This is a genomic window from Nocardia aobensis NBRC 100429 (assembly GCF_000308375.1).
Classification (GTDB): Bacteria; Actinomycetota; Actinomycetes; order Mycobacteriales; family Mycobacteriaceae; genus Nocardia; species Nocardia aobensis.
Window position 1 is genome coordinate 25,270 of record NZ_BAFQ01000203.1, and the last position, 25,843, is coordinate 51,112.

Genomic DNA, 25,843 nt, shown 5'->3' on the forward strand with positions numbered 1-25,843 from the left:
GGCGCTCAGGCCGCGATCGGATCGGCGCCCAGCGCGCTCAGCAGCGAGCGTCGGATCCGCTGGAACTGCGGTTGCGCCGGATCGCGCGGGCCGTCGATATCGATATCGATATCGACGTCGATGCGCCCGCGGTCCAGAATCAGCACCCGCTGTGCGAGGGTGATGGCCTCGTCGACGTCGTGAGTCACCAGCAGCACGGTCGGGCGATGAGCCGCGACGAGGCGGCGCAGCAGGGCGTGCATGCGGATGCGGGTCAGCGCGTCCAGGGCGCCGAAGGGTTCGTCGGCCAGCAACAGTTCCGGCTCGCCCACCAGGGCGCGAGCCAGCGCGGCACGCTGCTGCTCGCCGCCGGAAAGCTCTCCCGGCCACGCTTTTTCGCGTCCGGCGAGACCGACCTCGCCGAGCAGCGTGGAGGCCGCGGCCCGGCGGGAACGGGGCTGACCGTAGAGGACGTTGGGCAGCACCCGCTTCCACGGCAGCAGCCGGGAGTCCTGGAACACCATGGACGTCCGGTCCGGCACCCGTAACAGGCCGTCGCCCGCCACACCGTGATCGATACCGGCCAGTGCCCGCAGCAGCGTGGACTTGCCGGATCCGCTCTTGCCCAGCAGCGCCACGAACTGGCCCTCGGGGATGGTCAGATCGACGTTGTCGAGTACGGCTCGGCCGCCGAATCTGCGGGTCAGCCCGTCCAGTTGCACACCCGCACCGGGGTCGGGGGTCAGTCCGCCAGTGTTTGCCGCCACGACAGCACCTTTCGCTCCAGGATCCGGATTCCGGAATCGCATGCCAGGCCGAAAATTCCGTAGACGGCGAGCGCGACGAGGATGACGTCGGCCTGGCCGTAGTTCTGGGCGTCCTGCATCATCTTTCCCAGACCGTCGGTCGCGTTGACCGACTCGACCACCACCAGCACCAGCCACGACGTATTCACCGCGAGCCGCAATCCGAGGAAGAAGCCCGGCAGCGATCCGGGAATCACCACCTGCCGGATGAAGTCGAAGCGGGAAACGCCCTGGATCTCCGACAGTTCGACGAGCCGCCGGTCGATACCGGTCAGTGCGGAATGCGCGGGCACGTAGAGGGTCACCGCGGCGGCGAGCATGATCAGCACGATCTTGAAGCCGTTGCCGATACCGAGCCAGAGAATCATCAGCGGAACCAGGCCCAGCGTGGGAATCGAGCGTTTGAGCTGAACCACGCCGTCCACCAACGAATCTCCGACCCGGGACAGGCCGGCGATCAGCGCGAGGGTGGTGCCGATCAGAATGCCCAGGAACACCCCGGTGGCCACGCGCTGCATGGACACCGCGATGTTGGTGAGCAGTTGACCGTCGGTGAGCAAGTCCCACCCGGTCGTCACCACCGTCCACGGGGCGGACAATTTGCGCGGATCGAGCAGGCCGAGATAGGCCCCCGCCGACCAGGCGGCGAGCAGCAGAACCACACCGAGTAACCGCGCGAACGGGATCTGCCGGCGCAGGCCGAGGCGGCGGCGCGCGGGCCGGGCGGTGAAGCCCGCGGCGACGGCGGGACGCGCGCCGAGAGCGGGAAGATGTGCGGAGACGACGGTCATCGGGTCACCCCTGTGCCTTGGTGCGATATTGCGGAGCCACCGCGTCGGCGGCGATCTTCTCGAATCGCCGATCGAACAACTGATGGGCGTCGAAGGATTTCCCGAAGGCACCCGAGGAGGTGATCAAGTCGATCGTCTGCTGTTCCCAGTCGATCGACTTGTCCCAGTTATCCGGGAAGTACGGCCGTTCGGTCGTGGCCATGATGCGGCGGCCGTCGGCCTCGCTCACGCCCTGATTCTTGACGTAGTAGTCGGCGATCCACCGGTCCTGGTTCTCCCATTCCCAGACCTTCGCCCGCGCCCAGAATTTGACGAATTCCGTGACGGCCGCCAGCTTTCCGTCGTCGGCCAGCACCGAGGTCGGCGCCCACAGAATGCTCAAGGCGTCGACCGCGTCGGATTGCACGGTGCCGGCGCCCTCGGATCGATACTGAGCGAGGTATTTCGTCAGCGACGGCTCGGCCAGCGGCGCCACATCGACCTGTTTGCCCTGCAGCGCGGTGAGGAATTGCGGGCTGTTGAGCTGAACGAGGGTGACGTCGGAGGTTGTGAGCCCGGCCTGCTGCAAGGTCCGCAGCACCACACCACCCTGCGCTTGCCCGGGCGAGAAGGCGATCTTCTTACCGCGCAGGTCCTGCAGGCTGTGGATACCGCTGCCCGGGGCGGTGGCCAGGCCGTAGTTCGGGGTGCTGCGCCACAGCACGGCGACGATGCGGGTGTCGAGGCCCTGTGCGTGGGCTTGGATGGACGGGATTCCGGCGTTACTGGCCAACTCCACCGCGCCGCCCTTGAAGGCCTGGATCACATCCGGGCCGGCGGAGACATTCGGCCAGTCGGGCACGGTGAAGGGCAACTTGTCGATCTGGCCGCTACTGGTCAGGGCGACCTTCATATCGGTCGCCGAGATCTTCAGCGAGGTGCCCGGCGGCACGCTGGTCGGTAGCGGTTTGCTGAAGTCGGCGGACCCTCCGGAGGCCGCACAGGCCGACGAGGCACAGGCGGCGACCAGCACCACGAACGACGCCGCGCCGACCCTGCGGGTGAGGCGCATCCTACGCGTAGACGGTCGCGCTTCGATGAGCTTTCTCATCTATCGATCGTCGCGAATTATGTTGCGGCCCACAATATTCGGTCTACTTAAAATTAACGAGACTCGAACTGCGGTGATTCGAACCGCGGCGCGGGCTCCTCCTTCCGGTGGGCGCCGAAGCCCTCCGCCGCGACGGCGAGCGGGTCGGCGTAGAGGCGATGCAGCAACACCGCCGCGGCGGCGGTCTCCAGCGAGCGGTCGGGAAACGAGGTGCCGATGATGCGGTGCCGCGCGGAACGCACCTGCGCTCGCGCGGCGATCGCGTCGAAATAGGTGGCGCGCACCGCCGGCAGGCCGGTGAAGGCCCGGTCGGTGATGATCAGCGTCTCCGGATTCAGCACATCGAGCAGCGCGGCGGCCACGGCGGCGAGTCCGCGCGCCCGATCCTCGAACAGGGCATGGGCCCGCGGATCGGTTTCGGCGGCGGCGATGAGCGCCGGAATCGTGGGCTCCGCGACAATCCCCGAACCGGCCGCGCGCCTTTCGAGCGAGCGGTCGGAATAGGTGTCGAGCGGGCCCGGGCCACCCGGACCGAGGTCGGACGCAACGAGCGTGGCCAGCGAGCCGGCCGAGGAACCGGGGCCGTAGTGGACGCGCCCGTCGACGGCGAAGGCCGCATCGATCACATTGCCGACGAACAGCACGGCGGCCGAGGCGTCGAAATCCAATGCGCCGAACAGTTGTTCCGCGTGCACCATCGCGCGGGCGTGGCTGTCGAGTTCCACCGGCAGGCCGGTGAGCTGCACCAGCACGTCCCGGACGAGCGTGTCCTCGAGGCGCAGCAGCGGGTGCGAGAGCACCACGCCGGCTTCCGGATCGACCCAGCCGCCGGTGGCGACCCCGACCCCGGACAAGCGGGTGTCGTCCGGAAGGTCGCGGCGCAGCGCGGCGAGTGCGGCGGCCGCGTCGGCGACCAGATCCGCTCCCTCGAGCGTGCGGTGCGGAATCAGCGCACTCGAGACGAGCGTACCGGCGATGTCGACCACCGCCACCCGGGTCTGGGTAGCCGCGAAATGGATGGCCGCCACCGCATTCCGGCGATCGAGCTCCAGCGGCGAATGCGGCCGGCCCACCCGCTGCGAGCGGTCCACCGGAGGCGATTCGCGGAGCAGACCGGCCTCGAGCAGCGCGCGGGTCTGACTCGTCACCGTCGCCGGGGACAGTCCCGCGTGGGCGGCGACCACCGAACGCGATGCGCCACCCAATGCCAAGATCGCGCGAAGTACCGCGCCCGCGGCCGTCGGCCACCCTCTCGCCGGTCTCATAGGCCTCGGTCCCGTCTGGTCCCCATACGTCTCCGGCCGACCCTACGAGACCGGGCGAGGTTCGGCACCGTTCCGCATCAGCGTGATCCGAACTCGGGCAAATCGGCCGGTCGGCGCGGTGGGATGCCATTGTAGAACCGTCCGGAATTTCTTTGCCGAGAAAAATAAATAACGCGGATATTTGAAATCACGGCGACGGCAACAAGTGCGGCGGAAGAGGTTTCGAAATTATCATCGGAACCGTCGTGGGGATCGGAAATCATTGCACCCCACGGTATCTCCCGCACCAATGGCGATTCTCGGCCGGGTGCATTCGAATGCGATGGAGTGTAGTGAAATGACACTGGCTGTCGAAAAGAACGAAACGACCGAAGGTAATGACGGCGCCTTCACCGTGCATCGGGTGGCCGGGCATATCGGCGCGGAAATCGGTGGACTGGATCTGAGCAAGCCCCTCGACGACGAGACCGTCGCGCGGCTGCGCCGCAAGCTGCTGAAGTACAAGGTGCTGTTCTTCCGTAACCAGCACCTCGGCCACGCCCAGCAGATCGAGTTCGGCCGCCGCTTCGGCGAGCTCACCCACGCCCACCCGCACGAGGACGCGCCGCCCAGCGACGCCCCGCAGATCCTGACCATCGACCCCCAGGTCTACGAGCGGCGCTACGGCTCGGCGCGACCGGACTCCCAGGAGCGCCAGTACAGCTACTACAGCGGCTGGCACACCGATGTGACGGCCTCGGTGAACCCGCCGGCCATCTCCATCCTCCGCTCGGAGGTGGTTCCCGAATTCGGCGGCGACACCACCTGGACGAATCTCGTTGCGGCATACGAGGGTCTGTCCGAGCCGCTGCGTGCGCTCGCCGACGGGCTCACCGCGGTGCACCGGTTCTCGGCGGGCCGCAAGTTCGACGACAACGAGGCCTACGCCCGCCGGATCAACGACAATCTGCTGATCTCGGAACATCCGGTGGTACGGGTGCATCCCGAAACCGGTGAGCGGGCACTGTTCGTCAACCCCGGCTTCACCGATCACATCTCCGGGCTGTCTCCCGTCGAGAGCGCCAAGATCCTGGACCTGTTCTTCGGCCACCTCAGCAGCCCCCGGTACACGGTCCGGTTCCGCTGGGACGCCAACAGCGTCGCCGTCTGGGACAACCGCTCGACCGCCCACCTCGGCCCCCAGGACCTCGGCCACCTCGACGTGACCCGGACCCTGCACCGGGTGACCGTGGTCGGCGACCGTCCGGTGGGCCCGGACGGCTTCGTCTCGCAGATCATCGCGGGCGAGGAGTTCACCACCGAGGCCCACGTCAAGGTCTCCTGAGGAATCGGCGGCCCACCCTCCGGAGGGTGGGCCGCCGCACCCCCGCATCCCGGTGGATGTTTCGTGCGCCGTGGGCGGGTAGCCACCCCTTGACACCCGACCGACACCGACCGAGTCGGATTCCGTCGTACGAGGAGTGGTGACCGATGACATCAACCAACGTCCAGCCGATGAGCGCCTCGGGTCCCGACGCCGAACCGTTCGAGACGGTCGACGCCTATACCGGCGAAACCCTTGCCGAACTGCCCTATCTGGCGACCGAGCAACTCGATGCCCTGCTCGAACGCGCGGACGACGCGTATCGGTCGTGGCGCGCGACACCGATCGAGCAGCGCGCGCGGGTGGTGTCCGCCGCGGCGGATCTGATGCGCGAACGCAAGGACGACCTCGCCCGGCTGATCACCCGCGAAATGGGCAAACGCATTTCCGAAAGCGAATTCGAAGTCGACCTCGCGGCGAGCATTCTGCAGTACTACGGCGAGAACGGACCGCGCATCCTGGAGCCCACCGCATTGCCGGTCGAGGAGGGCGAAGCCCAGATCGTCAACGCGCCGCTGGGAGTGCTGCTCGGCATCGAGCCGTGGAACTTCCCGCTCTATCAGGTGGTGCGGTTCGCGGCACCGAATCTGGTGCTGGGCAACACGATTCTGCTCAAGCACGCCAAGATCTGCGCGCTCACCGCGCTCGAACTGCAGAAGATCTTCACCGACGCCGGCGCGCCCGAAGGTGTCTACACCAACGTCTTCCTGCGGATCTCGGACGTCGAGCACGTCGTCGCCCACCCCGCTGTCCGCGGCGTATCCCTCACCGGCAGCGACGCCGCCGGGGCGTCGGTGGCCGAGATCGCCGGGCGGCACGTGAAGAAATGCGTGCTCGAACTCGGCGGCAGCGACCCCTTCATCGTGCTCGACGCCGACGATCTGGACGCCACGATCGATGCGGCGACCACCGGGCGGCTGGGGAATACGGGTCAAAGTTGTGTTGCGGCAAAGCGTTTCATCGTCCCGGACGAGCTGTACGACAGCTTCGTGGCCGGTCTGGCCGAGCGGTTCGGCGCCCTGCGACCGGGCGACCCGTCGGATCCGGAGACCACACTCGGACCGCTCTCCTCCCCGAAGGCGGCCGAGGACCTGCTGGAACAGGTTCAGGATGCCCGCGAGAAGGGCGCCACGGTGGTCACCGGTGGCGGCCGCCCCGACGTACCGGAGCCGGGACGCAGGGACGGGTTCGTCGACGCGACGGTGCTGACCGATGTCACCCCCGATATGCGGGCCTATTCCGAGGAGCTGTTCGGGCCGGTCGCGGTGGTGTACCGCGTCGGTGACGAACGCGAGGCGATCGAGCTGGCGAACACCTCGAAGTTCGGGCTGGGCGCCACCGTGTACGGCAGTGACCCGGACCGCGCGCGAGCGGTGGCCGAGCAGATCGCCAGCGGCATGGTGTGGATCAATCATCCGACCTCCTCGCAGCCCGATCTGCCCTTCGGCGGGATCAAGCAGTCCGGTTTCGGTCGCGAACTGTCCGAACTCGGCATGTTCGAGTTCGCCAATCGCAAACTGATTCGTTCCCTGCCCCGCAAGACCGCATCCGCCGGTGTCGCGGGCTGACCGTTCGAAGGAGGAGATGCGCATGCGTGCAGCGGTGCTGCGGGAATTCGGTGGTCCGGAAGCACTCACGGTTCAGGACGTCGATACACCAGTTCCGGGACCGGGTGAGGTGCTGGTGCGAGTCCGGGCGTCGAGCGCGAACCCGGTGGACGGGATCATCCGCCGGGGACTGGCGAATCCGAACTTGCCGCTGCCCGCCGTGATCGGCAGCGATGTCGCCGGAGAGGTGGAACAGGTGGGCGACGGCGTCACCGACGTGGCGGTCGGCGACGCCGTGTACTACACCTCGGAACTGGCCTCGGGCGGCGGCGCCTATGCCCAGTACCACGTGGCGGCCGCCGCGATCGTGGCGCCCAAACCCACCACCCTGTCGTTCGCGGAGGCCGCCGCGATTCCGCTGGCCGGCGGAACCGCGTGGGAGGCGATCGTGCGCCGGCTCGCCGTGCGCCCGGGACAGACGGTGCTGGTACACGGCGGATCCGGCGGTGTCGGCACGTTCGCGGTGCAGTTCGCCCGCGCGGCCGGCGCCACCGTGCTGGCCACCGCGGGAGCCGATCATCAGGGGCTGCTGCGGGATCTCGGCGCGACCCCGATCGACTACAAGAGCGAGGACTTCGTCGAGGTCGCCCGTGCGCACACCGGCGGCGGCGGCGTCGACGCGGTACTCGATACCGTGGGCGGTGAGAATGTCGGCCGCAGTTGCGCCGCCACCCGCGACGGCGGGCGCATCGCCACCATTCTGGGGCCGGAAGGCCGGCTCGACGATCTCTACCAGCGCAACCAGACGCTCTACGGCATCTTCCTCAGCCGCGAACGCCGTCGGCTCACCGAGATGACTCCGCTGTTCGAGCGCGGCCTGGTCCACCCGCGCATCGCGAAGATCATGCCGCTCGACGACATCGTCGCGGTCCACGAACAGCTGGACGAGGGGCACAACGCCGGCAAGCTCGTCATCGACGTACCGTGACGCCCTCAGCGCACGGCCTCGGCCGGTGCCGACAGCCGTGCGTCCTCAGTTCTGACGCGGCAGCAGTTCGGTGACGAACCGGTCCACGAACTGCGCCGATATCGTGCCGTCGGCCGGCACCACCACGAATTTGCTCAGTCCGGCCGCGAGATACCCGTCCACGAGCCGGTGCAGGTCCGCCCAGCTCCCGGCGATCACATCGCCCGGATCGGCACCCGGTCGCTGCGCGCCGATCCGTGCCGCCAGTTCGGCCGGGATGCCGTTCTCGGCGAGCAGCAGCGTGATGCCGAAGTGGTCGGCTTCGATCTCCCGGCCCGCCGCGGCCGCCGCCGCAGTGATCGCCGTGACTCCGGCCGCCGCCTCGTCCGGGGTCACGAAGCTGCCCAGCCAGCCGTCGCCGTAGCGGCCGATGCGGCGGAAGGCGCCCGGCGACCGACCACCCAGCCAGATGTCGAGCGGGCGGGCCGGCCGCTTTCCGACTGTCGCCGCGCGAACGGTGAAGTAGTCACCGTCGAAGTCCACATCGTCGGCGCGCAACACCGCTCGCAGCAGGCGCAGCGATTCGTCGAAGACGGCGCCGCGCGGCCCCGGCACCGGGAACAGTTCCTTCTCCCCCGGCCCCGCAGGCTGTAATCCGAACACCGGCAGCACCCGCTTCGGAGCCAGGGCGGCCAGGGACGCCAACTGCTTGGCGACGAGCACGGGATGGCGCCCGGGCAGAATCGCGACCGAGGTACCGACCTTCAGACGGCTCGTGCGGGCCAGCGCGAACGCCATCCCCACCGTCGGATCGACGGCCGGGGCGAAGACCAGTTCGGAGAACCACAGCGAATCGACCCGCGCCGCCTCGAGCCGATCCACCAGGGCCGCCAGATCGTACGGATCGGCGGCCGAACCCGTACCCACGCCGAACCGGATCTTCACCTCGCCATTGCTCACAACCCTGCACAACAGCCGCTGCCGGACCGATATTTCGGCCGCCAGTTGTGAACGATCGACGCGGGCCGTTCGCGCCACCCAGCGGTAGCCGGTGCCGGACCGCCCCCAACCACCGTGCGGGACGGTCGGATTGAACATGCCGATGACCCATCGTTGATGTTCACCGACCTACGGAACGCGGAAATGACTGTGGCACTGCATGTTCTATATGACGCGGTCCGCCTGCTCGGGCGCCTCGTCGAGCAACTCGCGCAGATGCGTGCGCGACCAGGTGCACAGCTGGTGGACAGTGGCGAGCAGGTCGCGCCCGGCCGGGGTCAGGGAATAGTCGACGCGCGGATTCGGGGTGTGGTGGTCGTAGCGGGCGACGATGCCGTCGGCTTCGAGAGTGCGCAGCGTCTGGGTCAGCATCTTGTAGCTGATGCCCTCGACGGCGCGGTGCAGTTCGGCGAACCGGCGCTCGTGGTCACCGATCGCCTCCAGCACGGCCAGCGCCCACTTGGTGGACAGGGTCGCGAAGATTCGGCGCGCGACAGCCGCCGCCCGCTCCTGATCCGTCACCGCGTACCTCTCACCTGGAAGTGCGTACTTACCCAGCGTAGGGATCGACCGTAGCGTGCGAGGGATGCGGATTCTCGAGACCTACGCCCGCCTGTTCGTCGCGGATATGGATGCGGCCCTGCCGATCTACGAACGACTCGTCGGCGCGCCGGCCGATCTGCGCTTCCATTTCGAGGAAGCCGAAATCGCCGCTGTCGGTAGCTTTCTCGTCGTCGCGGGGCCGGACGCGGCGATCGACGGGTATCGCGGCACCGTCGGCCCGGTGATCGTGGACGATCTGGGCGCGCTCCCGGAGTTCCTCGCCGAGATCGGCGGCTCGATCCTCGGCGAGCCGGTCACCTCCGCCACCGGCGAGGTCGTCTACGCCCGCCACCCCGACGGGACAAGGGTCGAGTACGTGCAGTGGACGGACGAGGTGCGCATCCACGTCCTCGGAAGCTGAATCGCCGGGTGTCAGTTCTTGTCGTCGAGACTGTCCAGGGTCGTCAGGATCGCCTCGACCGGAATGCGGCCCGCCGCGACCGTTTCGGCGCCGTTGCGTCGCAGGGCCACCGACAGCGGTGCCGCCCAAGTGTTTTCGTAGATCAGCACGGCGGCCGAACGCCCGGGGTGCAACGCGGCGCCCGCCTCCCGCAGATCGCCGTCGTCGAGTACACCCGTCGTCTCCTCGGCGAACAAGGCCACGCTCGCTTCGCACTCGAGCCCGATATCGGCGATATCGATGCCGGTCAGCGACCCGTCGCCCTCCTTCCGGAGAAACGCCAGATTCAGCACCCGGATGATGCCCCGGCCGACCAGATCGCGCAGCACCGGCAATGCCGAACCGTCCGGCGGGCGGCCCGCGGGGAACTCGATGACGAGATAGTCGATCGGTCCCATCTCATCGATTCCGGCAGCACTGGTCATCCGAGCACCTCATCCGTGGCCGGATCACCGCGGTGATTCGGCGAGACAGCAGCTGATGTGACGCCGTCGGCGACGAGGACCTCGGCCACCGGCGTAACACCTAATGATTCGAAGCCACGCCGCTCGCGGATAAAGCGGGAATCGATTCTCTGGACGCGGGCCGTCGGACACGGTGTCTCATCCCCTGTCCGTCCCGCCACACGTTCATCCCGTGCCGCGGCCCGTCGATGAGTTCGAACGGCACTCCCGAGTTTCGCTCACGGTGAGTCTGGATGGTGGCAAACCGCGTGTGGCGGCGAAGAATTCGCGTGACCGCGGTGTGGAAGGGGTAGTGGTGACGACGTCCGTGCCTGTGCGACTGGAGCACGCGAAAGATATTCATCCGGGCGTCGATGTGCCGCTGCTCCGCGAGGCCGTGGTGGCCGAACGCACGCTGTGGACACCGGCCGAATTGCACGAGCTCACCGCGGTGGTGGCGAGCGAACTGGCGACACCGCTGCTGGATATCGTGCGGTTCGACACCACGCGGCGGTGGTGGACCCGGCTCGCCCTGACGATGGGCGTGGAACTGTGGCTGCTGTCGTGGGCGCCCGGACAAGGCACCGAACCGCACGACCACGGCGGTGCGTCGGGTTCGTTCACCGTCTCGATCGGCGAACTCGACGAGGACTATCGCTACCCCACCGGCCCCGTACGCTCGGCCGGTCGCCGCGCCGGCGACACGATCGCGTTCGGTCCCGAACGCGCGCACCAGCTGCACAACCGCAGCGCCCGGCCGGCCACCACGGTGCACGCCTACTCGCCACCACTGCGGCCGGTCCGCGAATACCGGTCGCTGCGGGATTTCACCGGTGTGTGACCATGCCCGGTACCCCCCATCGCACGATCGCCGAGGAGTGACGGTATGAGCGCCGAGGACCTGCTCGCCCGGGCACGCGCCGGACTGAACCGCGTCGAGCCCGTCACGGCCGCGCACCGGTTGGCCGAGGGCGCCCTCGTGGTCGATATCCGCCCGCACGCCGACCGCCTCGCCGAGGGCGAGATCCCCGGCGCGGTCGTCGTCGAGCGCATCGTGCTGGAATGGCGGCTCGACCCCGGCGGTGCGCATCGGCTCCCGGACCTGACGCCCGACACCGAGGTCATCATCGTCTGCAACGAGGGCTACGCATCCAGCCTGGCCGCCGCCGACGCACAGCGTCTCGGGCTGGCGCGCGCCACCGATCTGGTCGGCGGGTTCCGCGCCTGGAAGGCGGCCGGCCTGCCGGTAGCTCCCGGCGGCACCCCCGCCGTTCCGTAGTACCGCCGGCACCTCCCTCGCAGCACCGCGTCTACCTCCCGGTTCCCGGGATTCTTTCACCTGCAAACGATCTGGCTGAGAATGTAGACGGGCAAACGGAATTACGAGGAGTGCGATGACCAGGTGTGCGCATTATGTCGGAAGTGTTCCAGCCGAGTTGATGACCGGGGATGCTGCGGTGCTGCAGTGGTTCGCCGATCGCAGTGCGGGCCATCCCGTGACCGGATTGCCCTGTGATCTGGATCCGGACTGGATCCTCGACTACCTCCGCCGGCGCAGAGAGCACGAGGACGTCTTCGAGGTCGTCCGCACCGGCGATTACTCCGACTACAGCGATTTCCCGAGTTACGGCTTGCGCCCGGGGGCGAAGCTGGAACCACGGCACGTGGCGATGGACCGGCTCGACCGCATCGGCGCCGTGGTAGCCGCGTTCGACGAGGTGCGCGCCGGGCGGCCCGAACTGGACGGAACGAGATTGCAACTGAGCCAGCCCAATCCGCTGGATCTGGCGATGTTCGTCTTCGCCGGTGCGGCGGTGTCGAACGGTTTCCCGCTCGGTCCGGCACTGCGCCGCTCCGATCTCCTCGCGGCCGCGCTGCGGCATCTGCCGGTGTTCACCGAGGCCGCACTGCACGAGATCGCGGAGGTGAACGCGCGCTACGGCGATCGCGTGGTCTGGCAGGTCGAATCACCGTTCGCGCTGCTGGGCATGGTCAAGGCCGACCAACTGGGCGCGAAATGGGCGGCGGGGCCGCTGCTGGCTCGCCAGCTGGCCGGGGTACTCACCGGCATACACGAGATCGGGGCACAGGCGGTGGTCCACCTGTGCTACGGCGATTACCAGCACAAGGCGCTGCTCAACCCGCGTTCGCTGGCGCCCGCGGTCACCCTGCTGAAGCACACCGCACGCCGGCTGCGCGCAGCCGGCACTCCCTTTCCGGCAGTGCACATTCCGTGTGCGTTCGGTGCCGAACCCGCGCCGCAGGACGCCGCGTTCTATGCGCCCCTGCGCCGACTGGACCCGGACTGGAACGTCATCGCGGGGGTGGTGTCACCCGATTCCGCCGACGACAGCGCTCACGCCCTGCAACTGTTCGAACAGGCGGCCGGGCGCACCGCATTCGGCGTCGCGACCGCGTGCGGCCTCGGCCGCTGCAGTGTTGCGGACGCGCAGCGAGCCGCGGAGACGACCGCGGCACTGACCGCCGAGACGACCACCGGTTAGCACCACGGCACGGGTCGCGGGGCCGTGCGTCAGCGTCCTGACCCACGGCACCGCGGCCCGGCCCCGGGCGCCCGTCGCCTCGCGCGCATACCGCAATCTCGTTCGGCCCCAAGGATTCTGCGTCGCACACCTCGTCACCAGGGCATACACCCGAGGGGACCGCCGGAATCGGGCGGATGCCACGCGAGAACCGGACAAAGGCCTTACTCTGGATCAGTTGGTGGAAGTGGGGTGATGCCGGATGTGACCAACCGAAACCGCAACCCCGTGTCGGGCAGTCGTCACCGTCTCTTCCGCTTTGCTCGCCGATAACGGTACTCACGTAACGCAACGTCGCGTCCCCTGTCGTGACCCCTAGCCGCGCATCACCGACAGCGGCATTCTCGTACCTTCAGTAGCTATCGTCTGGCTACTCATTGACGGTGTGTACTTGCATCGAAACTTGCTGTTTCCCTTGATGATTCAAGTACTGCTGATAAACTGATTTCCCGTGTGCCGAGTTCGAGTTAACAAGCGGCTACGGAGGTTTCGGGTTTGTCGTAGGACATGCCATCCGGACCAGGTCCGGTAGCCGATCCGGCGCACCGTCCGTTCGTACGCAGTTCCAGGGAGTTGCTATGGGGAACAACGAAATTCCGCGCGTTCTGGTGGTAGGCGGCGGCCCGGCGGGGTCCACCGCCGCCGCATTGCTCGCACGGTCCGGAGTACAGGTGACCCTCCTGGAGCGGGATACGTTCCCGCGCTATCACATCGGAGAATCACTGCTGGCCTCGTGCCTGTCCACGCTGCGGATATCCGGCGCCTACGACAAGGTCGCCGCGCACGGCTTCCAGATCAAACGCGGCGGCTACTTCCAGTGGCAGAACGACACCTGGTTGCTGGACTGGTCCAAGCTCGTCGATGCCGAGGCATGGTCCTGGCAGGTCGACCGAGCCACCTTCGACGACCTCCTGCTGCGCAACGCGGCCGACCAGGGCGCGCAGGTCATCGAACAGGCGACCGTCAAGAACATCCTGTTCGACGGTGAGCGTCCGATCGCCGCGGAATGGGTCAAGGCCGGCGACGACACCGTCCACACCGCCGAGTTCGACTTCCTCGTCGACGCCACCGGCCGAGACGGGTTGCTGGCCAAGCACTTCGGCATGCGTCGCCAACATCCCGCCTTCCGCAACGTCGCGGTCTGGTCGTACTGGAAGGGCGCACATCTGCACCCGGACAGCCCGGAGGGCGCGATCAACGTGGTGTCGACTCCGGAGGGCGGCTGGTTCTGGAACATTCCGCTCGCCGACGGTCGTACCAGCGTCGGCTATGTGATTTCGGCGCGAGTGGCCGCGGAAAAGCTGCGCGGGCACGATTCGCGCCAGTCGTACTACCTGGAGACCATCCGGGAGAGCAAGCCGATGTGCGAAATGCTCGAGGGTGCGGAGCAGATCGCCGACGTGCGGGCCGAACAGGACTACTCCTATGTCGCCGACCGGTTCTGCGGCCCCGGCTACGTCCTCGTCGGCGACGCGGCATGCTTCCTGGACCCGTTGCTGTCCACCGGAGTCCACCTCGCCACCTATTCCGGGCTCGTGTCCGCGGCGGCGATCGCGACCACACTGCGCGGTGAGATGTCCGAGACCGATGCGCTGGCGTACTACGAATACACCTACCGCCGCGGCTACACCCGGTTCCTCTCCCTGGTCTCCCGGATGTACGAGCACTACATCGGTTCCGAGGAATACTTCGCGCACGCGCACAAGCTCACCGACGTCCACGACGGCGACTCACCCGAACAGTCGTTCACCCGGATCATGGCCGGTCTGACCGACGTCGGCGAGACCACGGGCGAACAGGACCGTACCGGCACCGAGGTCATCGTCTCGGAGGCGGAGCGCCTGCACACCGCCCCGGACACCGACGGGGTCAACATCAAGTACATGGGCGGACTGGATATGTCGCCGGTCTGGGACCACTGGCGTGATCCGCTGTCCGACACCGAGATGGGCGAGATCCGCATCACCACCGAACCGGTGTTCGGCCTGACGAGCCGCCCGCGCTCCGACGCCGAGCGCGAGGCCGTGGCGCTGCCGGTCCAACCGCCCCGCAAGGGCGCCGGCGCCGCACTCTAGCGGTGACCTCACCAGGACTCCCGGTGCGCACCGAGACGTGGAGTCGACAGTGACCGTCACAGGATCCGTCCCCGGCCCGCTGAGCGAACCGACGCCCAGCGGGCCGGGATTCCGGACGAACCCGGCCACGCAGATCGAGCGATTCCACCACCCCACAACCCGATCCCTGCTGTCGGGCGAAGGCTTCACGACGACGGCGCTCGAACACATCCTCGAGACGACGTTGAGCGTGCACGTCCTGCGCCAGCACCAGGTTCCGCCCCGCACACTGCCCACCTTCATCGTCGACGAACTCCGGCTGCAGGATGCCGAGGGCGCGCTGGTCCGGCGCTCCCGTCTGGTCACCCCCGCGCTGGCGACCGTCTCGATCAATTACGTTGTGGCCGTGCCACAGTCGGCCGCCGCCAGTGGCATCGATGATGTCCGGATGCCGATCGGCCACGGCTTGCTCACCCGCAGCCTGCCCCAGCGCCGCCGCCTGCTCTGGGCGGGCATCCGGCCGTGGCCGGACGGCCGGCCCAGTGCGTCCAGGGCATACATCATGACGCTCGGCCGCCATCCCGTGTGCTATATCCGCGAAGTTTTTCATCCCGCGGTCGTCCCACCCGCGCACACGACCGGTCCGCTGCCGGAACCGGCTCTGCGAGATGATGTCTCCGAGGAGAACTGAGTGCCTGCTCCCACCATCACGGTCCTACTCGACCTGGTTCTCATCATGGCGGCCGCACACCTGCTCGGCTGGCTCGCCGAAAAGATCGGGCAGCCACCGGTCATCGGCGAGATCGCGGCCGGAATCCTCGCCGGTCCGACCGTCATCGGACATCACCTGTCCGCCACCCTGTTTCCCGATGCCGGACGCTCGTATCTGACGCTGCTCGCCAATATCGGAGTGGCGGTGTTCATGTTCGTCGCCGGTCTGGAACTCGATCGGGAGATCTTCCGCGGTGCCCGCCGTTCGATACCCGCGGTGTCGGCGGCGGCCTACGCGATCCCCTTCGCGCTGGGAGGCGCGGTCGCGATCACCGTCCTGGCACGCCACACCACCGGCAACCGGCTGCACTTCGCCCTGTTCGTCGGCTGCGCGATGGCGGTGACCGCCTTTCCGGTGCTGGCGCGAATCCTGCACGACCGCAATCTGGTTCGCACCGAGATCGGACAGCTCAGCCTGGCCTGCGCGGCGCTGGTCGACGTCGTGGCATGGTCGGTCCTCGCCGTCGTACTCGCACTCGCGCACCCGGGTGGCGTGCAGTGGCGGCTCGTCCTGCTCCTCCCACTGGTCGGACTGCTGTGGTGGTTCGTGCGACCGCTGCTGGCCCGGATCTCGGAATCGGGCACCCAGCAGACGATGATCGTGCTCGGCGTGGGTGGTGCACTCGGGCTCGCCGCGATCACCGAATGGATCGGCTTGCACCTGATCTTCGGCGCTTTCGCCTTCGGTGTCATATTCCCGCGCGAACGCCGCCGGACGGTCGAGTCCGGTGTGCGAATTCTGTGCCTGCTGCTGATGCCCGGCTTCTTCGTGATCGCCGGGCTGGCCGTCGATCTCGGCTCGGTCGACGCGACCTCGATCGGCGAATTGATCGCGGTCATCGGTGTGGCGGTGGTGGGAAAGGTCGGCAGCGTCTACGTCGCGGGCCGGCTGACCGGGATGCGGTCGCGGGCGGCCGCCGCCGTGGCAGCGCTGCTCAACACCCGAGGTCTGACCGAACTGGTGATTCTGAACGTGGGCTTGACGAGCGGCCTCATCGGCACCCAGTTGTATTCACTGCTGGTGATAATGGCCCTGGTGACGACGGCCTCGACCGCGCCGATGCTCCGTCTGCTCGGCATATCGCGCGGCGGCGACCTGTCGTCGCGTCCGCCGCACGCACCGGACTCGGAGCACGACCCGGATCCGGACGTCGTGGCCGCGGCGGTGCAGACGCCGGATATGAGCGGAAAGCACTGAACCACAAGCACATCCGATCGACTCCGGGCGCCGGTGGCGGCAGCCCTCCTCCCACGTTCGCAGACACCGTCCCCGCGTCGCTGCTATGTTGCTTGCGTGGGCGAACCGCCAGGCACCGCACGACAGGTCATCGAAGTCTGCAGATCTGTGGGCGTCGAGACGGTCCGGCATACAGTCTTCCTCGCACCGCCCATGTGAGTGCGACACGTGCCGCACCCGCCGAGCTCTCGTCGAATTTCTGTTCCATCCGTCTGGAGTCCCGTCTTTGACCACACCACAGTCACCCCTCCCCGAGCCCTACACCACGGCGACCGGAATATGCCCCGTCCAGCACGGCTCGCCCTTCGATGCCGACGACGACCGATTCCCGATGTACACAGCCGAATTCGTCGCCGATCCACACGCCGCCTATCGCGAGATGCGCGGGCAGTACCCCTCCCTCGTTCCCGTCGAGATCGCCCCCGGTGTGGCTGCCACCCTGGTCATCGACTATGCCGTCGCGGTTCGCATCCTCAACGACCCGGACCACTTTCCCTCCGATCCGCGCACCTGGCAGAAGACCATTCCGCAGGATTCACCCGTGCGCCCGATGATGGAGTGGTTTCCGGCGGCCCGGTACAACACCGGTCCGGCCCATGCCCGCTACCGCGCTCCGTCGGTCGCCGCGATCGACCACATCGACCTCCACAGCGTGCCCGCGATCGTGGAAAGGGTTGCCGTTCCCCTGGTCAACTCCTTCTGTGAGCAGGGATCCGCCGATCTCGTCATGCAGTACTCGTTCCCGCTCGTCCTCGAGGTCCTCAACCGGATGGTCGGCTGTCCCGCCGACATCGGGACCCGAGTCGCCAACGGCATGGCCGCCCGGTTCGACACCGTCAGGGGTCAACAGGGGATGGACATGCTCAAGGAAGCGCTCATGGAACTCATCGCGTTCCGGCGCGAGCAGGCCGGCGACGACGTCACCTCACAGCTGGCCCATCATCCGAACGGCCTCAACGATATCGAGGTGTTCGCCCAGCTGATGTCCTTCTACGGCGCCGGTTTCGAGGCCCAGCGCAACCTCATCAACAATGCGCTGATGCTCATCCTCACCGATGAGCGATTCCGGTTCGGCGACATCCTCGGCCGCAACCTGTCCACCACCGACGCCCTCGACGAAATCCTGTTCAACGACCCGCCGATGGCCAACTTCTGCACCACCTATCCCCGGCAGCCGATCATGATCGACGGCGTGTGGCTGCCCGCCAACCAGCCGGTCCTGATCAGCCTCGCGGCGTGCAACAACGATCCGAAGATCCGCGGCGAAGCAGCGAGCAGTATCGGCAACCGTTCGCATCTGGCCTGGAGCACCGGACCGCACGCCTGCCCCGCCAAATCGGTGGCCTATCTGACGGTCCAGAACGCCATCGACCAACTCTTCGACGCACTCCCGGAGATCCAGTTGGCCGTCCCGGCCGCACAACTGGAATGGCGGCCCGGTCCGTTCCACCGGGCACTGACCTCGCTGCCGGTCGTCTTCCCGAAATCGCCGCCGCTGCCCGTGATGTAGCAACCGCATCGCCCGGCCCGGGCGACCGCCGCGACGGTCGCCTGGCCGGGTGGCAACTCGCTGATCGGGGGCCGTGCCGTTCTAGGTGGGAAGTTGTGACCTCGGGGACGGCCTCTGCTATCTTCTCTGCAGTGCCTCACGCACCGGCCGGTGTAGTTTAGTGGTAGAACATCAGCTTCCCAAGCTGAGAGTGCGGGTTCGATTCCCGTCACCGGCTCTCTCTTCTTCCCCGCGGCAGCGCCCATCGGGTACGCGATACGTCCATCCGGACCAATTCCCTTGTCTCTCTTTCACATCGGCTGCCGGTGAACCACCGACAGCCGATGGCTTCGGCCGGAGTCTTCATCAGCCGGCGCCGAGGTCGATGCCGAACGGCACCTCGATCCGCCGCACGGCGAGATCCCTGCGACCGCGGCGACCGAAACGCCCGAGCCCCGCGTACAGCGGTGATTCCGGCCGGAAGGTTAGGCGGGGCGAATCGTGGCTACCCCTCCCGAGGTGCTGGGTGCCGTGGACGTCGAGCGGCCGGGTCGGAGGGCCGGTCCACGGCACGGATGTACAGCACCGACCGTGACCTGTGACGACGGCGGAAGGAAACCGGACAGATGCTCATGCTCACGCCCACTGCCATCGAGGCCGTTCGCACCATCACCTCCGCGGACGGGATGCCCGACGATGCGGGACTGCGCATCTCCACCAACGACGGCGCCGAGACCCTGCAGCTCGCAGTAGCCGCGGGGCCGTCGGACCAGGATCAGGTGCTCAATGCGGAAGGCCCGCGGGTCTTCCTCGACGAGCACGTCGTCGACTTCCTGGACGACAAGATTCTCGACACCGGACTGGGTCCGGACGGGCAGGGCACCTTCGTGCTCGCCCAGCAGGACCCGAACACCGCGGGACACTAGACCGACGCCGATTCGGCTCGATTTCGGCCGAATCGGCGCCCTCCCGCCGACGGCCGGCCTAGTCCGGCCAGATCGGCGTGCGCTTGGTCAGAAAGGCATCCATACCCTCGCGCGCACCGGGCAGCTGGGACGCGGCGGCCATGACCTCGAGTGCGATCGCGTAGGCGTCGTCCTCGGGGCGGTCGAGCTGGGCGTACAGCGTCCGTTTGCCCAGCGCCTTACTCGCCCGGCTACCCCGGGTGGCCCTGGTGAGCAGGTCGGTGACCGCCCGATCGAGATCGGCATCGGGGACGGCGCGGTTGATCAGTCCCCAGTCGGCGGCGGTGCGGGCATCGATCGGATCGCCGGTGAGGGCGAGTTCCATCAGGCGTTTGCGGCCGATCGCCCGGGCCACCGGAACGGCCGGGGTGTGGCAGAACCAGCCGCCCTTACCGCCCGGGAGAGCGAAGCCGGCCGATTCGGCGGCCACGGCGAGATCGCAGGAGGCCACCAGCTGGCATCCGGCGGCGGTGGCCAGGCCGTGCACACGCGCGACCACGACCTGGGGCACGGATTCGACGGTCGACATGACCTCGGTGCACAGGGTCAGCAGGTCGCGGACGCCGAGCAGGTCACGGGCGGCGACATCGGCGAAATCGTGCCCGGCGGAGAAGACGGGACCGTTCGCGGCCAGAACGATCCCGCTGGCATCACTGCCGCCCGCCCAGCGAAATGCCGACAACAACTCCCTTAGATGCTCGGCCGAGAGCGCATTGCGCCGGTCCGGCCGATTCATCGTGATGCGAACGGTCTCACCGTTGCGCTCGACGAGCAGGTGCTGGTACTCCGCTGTGGCCATACCCCACGGTAGATCGGTCCGGGGGCGTTCGGGCGGGCGAACTCGTCGAGCGATCGGTGATCGTCGCGCGGTGCTACTGCGGCGCCGCGACGCAGGTGGTCGCGATCTTCTGGGTCGCCGCGCGCGCCTTGTCGGAGTCCTCCTTGCTCAGGCCGCCCATCGAACCGTCGGCCACCTGGGCAGTGCTGCCGGGCTTGGTCATCTTGCGCAGGCCGTCCTGCGAAATGCCTTCGTCCACATAGAGTTTGGCGGCGCAATCGGCGAGTTTCGCATCCTTGAGGCCGCTGGACTGCAGGGATTTCGACAGGTCGGCCTGGGTGACGGTCGGCTCCGAATCCTTGTCGGAGCCGCACGCACCCAGCAGCGGCAGGGCGATGCAGACGGCGGCGATCAGCGAAATCCTCAACTGTTCCTCAATTCTCAGGCGTATCAGCTATGGCGCGCTCCGGCGGACCGGACACGAACCGCGCAGGTGATACTGCCGCATCACGCGGCCGGACAACAGTCCGAGTGTCGCGAACACGGAGCCTTCACAACGGCGCCCCTGACGGAACCGTCGTCCACGGGGTCGCGACCTCTGTTGGCATTACGTCAATGATTGCTAGGGTGTCCCCGTTCCTCGTCGGCGTCCGAGTCTCGGTGCGGGAGTTTCGAATGATGTTGAACCATCACCGGGTCGGCACCGGTGAACCACTGATCCTGATCCACGGCGTCGGCAGTCGCTGGCAGGTGTGGGAACCGGTCATCGACACGCTGGCGGCCCACTTCGACGTCATCGCGGTCGACCTACCCGGTTTCGGCGGGTCCGACCCGCTACCGCACACCACGGTCGACACCCTCACCGACGCCCTGCACGCATTCCTCACCGAACAGGGCCTGGAACGTCCCCACCTCGCCGGCAACTCCATGGGCGGCCTGATCGCACTGAACCTCGGGGCCCGCGGTGTGGGGAGTTCGGTGACGGCGTATTCACCGATCGGCTTCTGGTCCGACGCCGGGCGCATCTGGTGTCAGCAGGCGCTCGCCCGCGCGGCCACCCTGGGCCGGGGGCTGCGCAAGCAACTGCCGGCCATCCTCGGCACGCCGGCCGGGCGGACCGCCTTCCTGAGCATCGTGTTCGGCCGGCCGTGGGCGCTGGACACCCGGACCGCGGTGGAGACCGTGGACGGCGTCCTCGGCGCCCCCGGATTCCGTTCGGCCCTGGCCTCTTTCGACCACGCGCGGCTGCGCGACGGTGGGCGCCTCGCCCGCATTCCGGTCACGATCGCCTGGGGCAACCGCGACATCCTGCTCACCTATCGGACGCAGAGCCGGCGGGCGCGGCAGTGGCTTCCCCAGGCCAGGCACGTCACCCTGCCGGGCAGCGGCCACACCCCGTTCTACGACGACCCTGCCGGTTGCGCGAAGATAATCCTCGAGCAGATGCCTACCCACGGGTAACCGCGGGTAGGCCGACCCGATCAGCACGGAGTGAGCGATGAGCGACGTATCCCTGACCTTCGACGGTGATCGTGCCTACGTCGAACTCGACCGGCCCGACAAACACAACGGGCTCACCATCGACATGTTGAACGATCTCGTGCGGGTGGCGCGGGTGATCGGAAAACGCGACGAGATTCGCTCCGTCATCCTCGCCGGCAACGGGCCCAGTTTCTCCAGTGGTCTGGATATCGCGAAGGCGACCGGCGACCCGCTGAGTATCGTGCGCAATTTCCTGCCGCTACCGTGGCTGGGCACCAATGCCTTTCAGGAGGCGTGCTGGGCGTGGCGGCGACTGCCGCAGCCGGTGATCGCGGCGGTGCACGGCCATTGTTTCGGCGGCGGACTGCAATTGGCGTTGGCGGCCGATATCCGTTTCGCCACACCGGATTCCGACTTCGCCGTGATGGAAGTCGCCCACGGCCTGATCCCGGATATGTCGGGCGCGGTCACATTGTCGCGCCTGATCGGCGTGGACAAGGCGCTGCTGCTGACCATGACCGCCGACCCCGTCGACGCCGCCTATGCCGCCCGCATCGGATTGATCACCGAGGTCAGCGAGGATCCGCGCGCCGATGCCGAGAAATTGGCCGATCGGATCGCGGCGCGCCCGGCACCCGCCGTCGCCGCCGCCAAACAATTGTTCGAGCGCACCTGGCATGCGGGCACCCGCCGCACCCTGGGAATCGAACGGGCGACCCAGATACCACTTCTGGTCCGGCAGGCGCTCGGCCGTCGGTAGATCCGACAAAGGGACACACCGCCGACCCGGGAATTACCCGAAAGTGCGAGCGGGAAACCCATTTACCTGCGATTCGCTGTTAGCATTTTCACACTTTGCCAGCGAAGCCGGTGAACGGGGGCGCATCGGCGAGAACGGGAAGGGCTGCATTTGTCCAAGACCGTATCCGTCCTGCTGTCCGCGATAGCGGGCGCCTCGGCCGTCCTTCTGACCGTGACCGCGCCCGCGGCCGCCAACCCGAATGCCATCAATCCGATTCCGGTTCTCAACGGCACCACCGGGTTACCGAATCTGGCCGGCCGTTCGCGAGCGATATTCCAGGTCACCGGAATGGCCAGCCCGAACGCCACCGAGAACTACAACGTCCTCGGCACCGACCTGGGAATCATGTGGGACAACGGCCGCGGCGAGATGCTCACCGCCTTCGGCGATACCGCCGGCGTGGGGCTGCCGAATCTGCTGGCTGGCAGTTTCTGGGCGTGGCGCAGCAATATCCTGGTGCGCAGTCACACCCAGGATCCCTCGGGCGGCATCTATTTCGACAGCGCCGTGCGCGACGTGTTCGGCCAGGCGCGGGATCTGATTCCCAGCCCCAAGATTCCGTTCATCGAGATCAGCCGCATCCCGACCGCGGGAATCTCGGTGAACGGCGTGCAGTACATGAGCCTGATGTCGGTGAAGAGCTGGGACGACGTCGGCCAGTGGACCACCAACTACTCGGGCCTGGCGGCTTCCGCCGACAACGGGGAAACCTGGGCCGACCTCGATTTCACCCGCCGGCCCAGCGAGGGTGGCAATGCCAACTTCCAGATGAACGCCTTCGTGAAGAGCGGCGGCTGGGTGTACGAATACGGCACGCCCTCGGGCCGCAATCACTTCGCCTACGTCGCGCGCGTACGGGAGAACGACATCCAGAATCTCGCCGAATACGAGTACTGGGACGGCGGGGCCTGGCGCAAGAACGATGTGAACGCCGCCCGCCCGATCACCGGCGGCGTAGCCGAGATGTCGGTGATGTGGAACGACTACCTCGGACAATTCGTCATGCTGACCACCGATCCGTGGAATTCGGTGGTGATGCGCCGGGCGTCTTCCCCGGAGGGACCGTGGAGTGAGCCGGAGGTGCTGATCGATACGCGCGAATTGCCGACCGCGTACGCCCCCTCGATCTTCCCGTACCAGACCGGGCGGGACTTGTACTTCCTCACCACGGTGCACAGCCAGTACAACGTCGTCCTCATGCGCACGACGCTGTAGTTCGCCTCGAACAGCCCACGCCCGGCCGGGTTCCGCTCGGCCGGGCGTCGCGCTGTGGCTGGCTAGACTCGCCCCATGGACGCCGCCGAGTGGGACGAGCGCTATGCGCAGAGCGAGTTGGTGTGGGGCGCACCGCCGAACGCGACGGTCGTCGAGCACATCTTCGGATTGGAGCGCGTCCACCTGGTGCCCGATGCGCCCGGAGAGGAGCCGCCGGAACTGCCGCGTGCCCTGGATCTGGCATGCGGCGAGGGGCGGCACGCGCTGTGGCTGGCCACGCACGGCTGGCAGGTGCGGGCGGTCGATTTCTCCCAGGTCGGCATCGACAAGGGGCGCACGGTCGCCTCGCGGCTGTCGCGTTCGGTTCGCAGCCGGATCGACTGGGAATGCGCGGACGTCACCGATCTGGCCGGAGCCGGGATCGACGGCCCGTTCGAACTGATTCTCGCCGTCTACATCCACCTGCCGGCCGAGCAGCGGCGCACCCTGCTGCTCTCGGCGGCCGAGCGGCTGAGCCCGGGTGGCACCCTTCTCGTCCTCGGCCACGACACCACCAATATCGCCGACGGCTACGGCGGGCCACAGGATCCGGCGATCCTGTTCACTCCCGACGATGTGGTGGCGGATCTCGCTGCGGCAGAACATATCCGGGTCGACACCGCGCAGCGGGTGATCCGCGAGACCGAGGGGCGCGACGCCATCGACGCCCTCGTGGTCGCCACCGCGACCGTGCCCGATCTCGAGGAGCAAGCGACGGCCACCCCGGACGCGTGATCCGGGGTGGCGACGCCTCACAGTCCGGCGCTGCCGGTGGGTAGCGGCGCCGGTCCGTGGGACTGTGCGGGCGGAGCGGTCCGGTCGTCACCGAATCGGTCACGGCCGAATCGGTCACGGCCATAGCGGTCGTACCCGAACCGGTCGTAACCGAGTGAGTCGTATCCGGACCGGTCGAAGCCCGAGCGGTCGCGGCCGAACGAGTCGTATCCGGACCGGTCGAAGCCCGAGCGATCGCGGCCGAACCGGTCGACACCCTGAGCGTTGAACCCGTCGGAGCCGAAGCCGTCGGCAGTGCACGGCGGGGCCGCGCCACACGGAACGCTCGCTTCGGCCGCACCCGCCCCGGCGACGGCGATACCGGTCGCGGCGAGGACAGCCAGTGCGAGACCGGCCACGGGACGGCGAGCGGCGCGAATCGGGCCTGCGATCATGGATCACTCTCCTCTCGAAATCCCGACCGCAGTCGAAATTACCTCCCGGATCCCGGCAAGACATCGGGGTATTCCCGGAGTTGGGACCTGAGATTTCGTGGTCCGCAGAGATTTTCGGCTCCGCTCAATCCAGCGTCGCCCACCGGCGCAGCCACGGTTCCACCGTCTGCGCGATCAGATCGAATCCGGCGCGGAAGGAATGCGGCTGGCGAGGAACGACTTTCACCTCGGCGGCATCGGCGGGATCCGGAATGCCGAAGGGATCGCGCTCGCCGTTGATCACCACCACATCGACGTGCGCGGACGCTGCCACCAGTTCATCACGCCGCGTCTTCTCCGGCTTGCCGGGCGGATGCAATGGGAAAGACAGGGCCAGTACGCCTTTCGCGTCGGCTTCCACGGCGGTCCGGCAGGCGACCCGGGCGCCGTTGCTGCGACCGCCCTGGATCAGCGGTACGCCGGGTACCCGGTCCCGCAGGGCGGCGACGATCTCGAGCCAAGCCGCGTCCTGCACGGTCGCCGATCCCGGCGCCCGGCGCCCGGCGACGCGATACGGCTGGACCACCCGCGCGACCACCCCGCCCAGCGCCACCGCGCGATCGCGGACGGCCAGCAGATCCCCGGCCTCCACCCCGCCGCCGGAACCGTGGGTGAGCAGCAGCAGAAAACGATCGCCGGTACCCCGCTCGATCTCCACCCCGGCATCCCCCGCAGTCGTCTCGATGCGCACGTGGTCCACGGTAATCGCCGTTCAGCTCGCCGCGACCACGCACCGGAAGCCGATATGGCTCATGCCGGTGTCGATCATCTGCGGGCGCCGCGCCGCGGGCCGGTACCGGCGGCAGTAGCTGTCGGCGCAGAGGAACGAACCGCCCTTGATCACCTTGCGCGGCACCCGGAACTGCGGCTGACGCGGATCGAAACTCCGTTCCCGGTCCCCACCGCGCGGATTGCGCGGGACGCAGCATCCGCCGCCGTCCGGATGGCGTTCGGCGTACCAGTCGTCGGTCCATTCCCACACGTTGCCGGCCATATCGAACAGGCCA

Annotated in this window: 29 protein-coding genes and 1 tRNA gene; 17 read left to right on the plus strand and 13 right to left on the minus strand. The window is 67.7% G+C overall.

Annotation, left to right across the window (positions count from 1 at the left end):
• Positions 1-5 precede the first annotated feature (5 nt).
• The 5 genes from RJ03_RS25930 to RJ03_RS37345 all read right to left on the minus strand — a co-directional run bounded on the left by RJ03_RS25930 (position 6) and on the right by RJ03_RS37345 (position 4,194).
• Positions 6-746, minus strand: a complete 741-nt coding sequence (locus RJ03_RS25930) for an ABC transporter ATP-binding protein (protein ID WP_036506708.1) — start codon at positions 744-746, stop codon at positions 6-8.
• The gene (locus RJ03_RS25935; RefSeq protein ID WP_036506709.1) at positions 722-1,576 is read right to left on the minus strand and encodes an ABC transporter permease; all 855 of its coding nucleotides are present in this window, start codon (positions 1,574-1,576) and stop codon (positions 722-724) included. Before RJ03_RS25935 ends, RJ03_RS25930 begins: the two co-directional genes overlap by 25 nt.
• 4 nt (positions 1,577-1,580) lie before the next feature.
• Positions 1,581-2,666 (minus strand): ABC transporter substrate-binding protein, encoded by a 1,086-nt coding sequence (locus RJ03_RS25940; protein ID WP_232329245.1) that lies wholly within the window; start codon positions 2,664-2,666, stop codon positions 1,581-1,583.
• 53 nt (positions 2,667-2,719) lie between these two features.
• Positions 2,720-3,931, minus strand: coding sequence for an ROK family transcriptional regulator (locus RJ03_RS25945; protein WP_083871337.1), 1,212 nt, complete (start codon positions 3,929-3,931; stop codon positions 2,720-2,722).
• 77 nt (positions 3,932-4,008) lie between these two features.
• The gene (locus tag RJ03_RS37345; protein ID WP_157121646.1) at positions 4,009-4,194 is read right to left on the minus strand and encodes a hypothetical protein; all 186 of its coding nucleotides are present in this window, start codon (positions 4,192-4,194) and stop codon (positions 4,009-4,011) included.
• A 74-nt stretch (positions 4,195-4,268) separates the two neighbouring features.
• Here RJ03_RS37345 and RJ03_RS25950 point away from each other — a divergent pair, with 74 nt between their 5' ends.
• From RJ03_RS25950 to RJ03_RS25960, 3 genes are all read left to right on the plus strand, one after another.
• On the plus strand, positions 4,269-5,255 hold the full coding sequence (locus tag RJ03_RS25950) for a TauD/TfdA dioxygenase family protein (RefSeq protein ID WP_051025267.1): 987 nt from the start codon (positions 4,269-4,271) through the stop codon (positions 5,253-5,255).
• A gap of 146 nt (positions 5,256-5,401) precedes the next feature.
• On the plus strand, positions 5,402-6,862 hold the full coding sequence (locus RJ03_RS25955; RefSeq protein ID WP_051025261.1) for an NAD-dependent succinate-semialdehyde dehydrogenase: 1,461 nt from the start codon (positions 5,402-5,404) through the stop codon (positions 6,860-6,862).
• A gap of 22 nt (positions 6,863-6,884) precedes the next feature.
• The gene (locus RJ03_RS25960; RefSeq protein ID WP_036506780.1) at positions 6,885-7,829 is read left to right on the plus strand and encodes a zinc-binding dehydrogenase; all 945 of its coding nucleotides are present in this window, start codon (positions 6,885-6,887) and stop codon (positions 7,827-7,829) included.
• Between the two features lie 45 nt (positions 7,830-7,874).
• On the opposite strand, the gene RJ03_RS25965 is transcribed toward RJ03_RS25960, so the two are convergent.
• Together RJ03_RS25965 and RJ03_RS25970 are read right to left on the minus strand one after the other, a co-directional pair.
• The gene (locus tag RJ03_RS25965) at positions 7,875-8,753 is read right to left on the minus strand and encodes a TIGR03854 family LLM class F420-dependent oxidoreductase (protein ID WP_036506783.1); all 879 of its coding nucleotides are present in this window, start codon (positions 8,751-8,753) and stop codon (positions 7,875-7,877) included.
• A 219-nt stretch (positions 8,754-8,972) separates the two neighbouring features.
• Positions 8,973-9,329 carry a winged helix-turn-helix transcriptional regulator gene (locus RJ03_RS25970; protein ID WP_036506717.1) on the minus strand — a complete coding sequence of 119 codons (357 nt, stop codon included), beginning with the start codon at positions 9,327-9,329 and terminating at the stop codon, positions 8,973-8,975.
• Positions 9,330-9,393: 64 nt separating this feature from the next.
• On the opposite strand from RJ03_RS25970, the gene RJ03_RS25975 reads away from it, so the two are divergent.
• The gene (locus RJ03_RS25975; RefSeq protein ID WP_036506720.1) at positions 9,394-9,771 is read left to right on the plus strand and encodes a VOC family protein; all 378 of its coding nucleotides are present in this window, start codon (positions 9,394-9,396) and stop codon (positions 9,769-9,771) included.
• A gap of 11 nt (positions 9,772-9,782) precedes the next feature.
• Here the strand turns inward: RJ03_RS25975 and RJ03_RS25980 are convergent, their stop codons facing one another.
• Positions 9,783-10,235 (minus strand): DUF6325 family protein, encoded by a 453-nt coding sequence (locus RJ03_RS25980; RefSeq protein WP_030514283.1) that lies wholly within the window; start codon positions 10,233-10,235, stop codon positions 9,783-9,785.
• A 334-nt stretch (positions 10,236-10,569) separates the two neighbouring features.
• On the opposite strand from RJ03_RS25980, the gene RJ03_RS25985 reads away from it, so the two are divergent.
• The 9 genes from RJ03_RS25985 (at position 10,570) to RJ03_RS26030 (ending at position 19,273) form a co-directional block, all read left to right on the plus strand.
• Positions 10,570-11,094, plus strand: coding sequence for a cysteine dioxygenase (locus tag RJ03_RS25985; protein WP_036506785.1), 525 nt, complete (start codon positions 10,570-10,572; stop codon positions 11,092-11,094).
• Between the two features lie 45 nt (positions 11,095-11,139).
• Complete coding sequence (locus RJ03_RS25990; protein WP_036506724.1) at positions 11,140-11,532, plus strand: rhodanese-like domain-containing protein; 393 nt, start codon at positions 11,140-11,142, stop codon at positions 11,530-11,532.
• A 160-nt stretch (positions 11,533-11,692) separates the two neighbouring features.
• Positions 11,693-12,757, plus strand: coding sequence for a hypothetical protein (locus RJ03_RS25995; RefSeq protein WP_036506727.1), 1,065 nt, complete (start codon positions 11,693-11,695; stop codon positions 12,755-12,757).
• 617 nt (positions 12,758-13,374) lie between these two features.
• Positions 13,375-14,871, plus strand: a complete 1,497-nt coding sequence (gene qhpG / locus RJ03_RS26000; protein WP_036506730.1) for a flavin-dependent monooxygenase QhpG — start codon at positions 13,375-13,377, stop codon at positions 14,869-14,871.
• A 49-nt stretch (positions 14,872-14,920) separates the two neighbouring features.
• Entirely contained in the window at positions 14,921-15,541 is a 621-nt protein-coding gene (locus RJ03_RS26005) for a hypothetical protein (RefSeq protein WP_036506733.1), read from the plus strand.
• On the plus strand, positions 15,542-16,819 hold the full coding sequence (locus RJ03_RS26010; protein WP_051025262.1) for a cation:proton antiporter: 1,278 nt from the start codon (positions 15,542-15,544) through the stop codon (positions 16,817-16,819).
• Between the two features lie 265 nt (positions 16,820-17,084).
• On the plus strand, positions 17,085-18,368 hold the full coding sequence (locus tag RJ03_RS26015) for a cytochrome P450 family protein (RefSeq protein ID WP_051025263.1): 1,284 nt from the start codon (positions 17,085-17,087) through the stop codon (positions 18,366-18,368).
• A 146-nt stretch (positions 18,369-18,514) separates the two neighbouring features.
• Positions 18,515-18,585: transfer RNA gene (locus tag RJ03_RS26020), tRNA-Gly, on the plus strand.
• Between the two features lie 388 nt (positions 18,586-18,973).
• Positions 18,974-19,273 carry a hypothetical protein gene (locus tag RJ03_RS26030; RefSeq protein WP_036506738.1) on the plus strand — a complete coding sequence of 100 codons (300 nt, stop codon included), beginning with the start codon at positions 18,974-18,976 and terminating at the stop codon, positions 19,271-19,273.
• 58 nt (positions 19,274-19,331) lie between these two features.
• Here RJ03_RS26030 and RJ03_RS26035 read toward each other — a convergent pair whose 3' ends face one another.
• Together RJ03_RS26035 and RJ03_RS26040 are read right to left on the minus strand one after the other, a co-directional pair.
• On the minus strand, positions 19,332-20,111 hold the full coding sequence (locus RJ03_RS26035) for an enoyl-CoA hydratase-related protein (RefSeq protein ID WP_036506741.1): 780 nt from the start codon (positions 20,109-20,111) through the stop codon (positions 19,332-19,334).
• Between the two features lie 73 nt (positions 20,112-20,184).
• Positions 20,185-20,517 carry a hypothetical protein gene (locus tag RJ03_RS26040; RefSeq protein WP_036506745.1) on the minus strand — a complete coding sequence of 111 codons (333 nt, stop codon included), beginning with the start codon at positions 20,515-20,517 and terminating at the stop codon, positions 20,185-20,187.
• Positions 20,518-20,765: 248 nt separating this feature from the next.
• On the opposite strand from RJ03_RS26040, the gene RJ03_RS26045 reads away from it, so the two are divergent.
• From RJ03_RS26045 to RJ03_RS26060, 4 genes are all read left to right on the plus strand, one after another.
• The gene (locus RJ03_RS26045; protein ID WP_036506748.1) at positions 20,766-21,551 is read left to right on the plus strand and encodes an alpha/beta fold hydrolase; all 786 of its coding nucleotides are present in this window, start codon (positions 20,766-20,768) and stop codon (positions 21,549-21,551) included.
• A gap of 37 nt (positions 21,552-21,588) precedes the next feature.
• A complete protein-coding gene (locus tag RJ03_RS26050; RefSeq protein WP_036506751.1) occupies positions 21,589-22,332 on the plus strand; it encodes a crotonase/enoyl-CoA hydratase family protein in 744 nt (247 codons plus the stop codon).
• Positions 22,333-22,482: 150 nt separating this feature from the next.
• Positions 22,483-23,589, plus strand: coding sequence for a glycoside hydrolase family 183 protein (locus tag RJ03_RS26055; protein WP_036506754.1), 1,107 nt, complete (start codon positions 22,483-22,485; stop codon positions 23,587-23,589).
• Between the two features lie 75 nt (positions 23,590-23,664).
• Positions 23,665-24,363 (plus strand): class I SAM-dependent methyltransferase, encoded by a 699-nt coding sequence (locus RJ03_RS26060; protein ID WP_051025264.1) that lies wholly within the window; start codon positions 23,665-23,667, stop codon positions 24,361-24,363.
• Between the two features lie 17 nt (positions 24,364-24,380).
• On the opposite strand, the gene RJ03_RS26065 is transcribed toward RJ03_RS26060, so the two are convergent.
• From RJ03_RS26065 to RJ03_RS26075, 3 genes are all read right to left on the minus strand, one after another.
• On the minus strand, positions 24,381-24,797 hold the full coding sequence (locus tag RJ03_RS26065; protein WP_036506757.1) for a hypothetical protein: 417 nt from the start codon (positions 24,795-24,797) through the stop codon (positions 24,381-24,383).
• Between the two features lie 124 nt (positions 24,798-24,921).
• Entirely contained in the window at positions 24,922-25,527 is a 606-nt protein-coding gene (locus tag RJ03_RS26070; RefSeq protein WP_036506796.1) for an alpha/beta hydrolase family protein, read from the minus strand.
• A gap of 21 nt (positions 25,528-25,548) precedes the next feature.
• The coding region (locus RJ03_RS26075; protein ID WP_036506760.1) for a formylglycine-generating enzyme family protein at positions 25,549-25,843 on the minus strand (295 nt) is incomplete at its 5' end.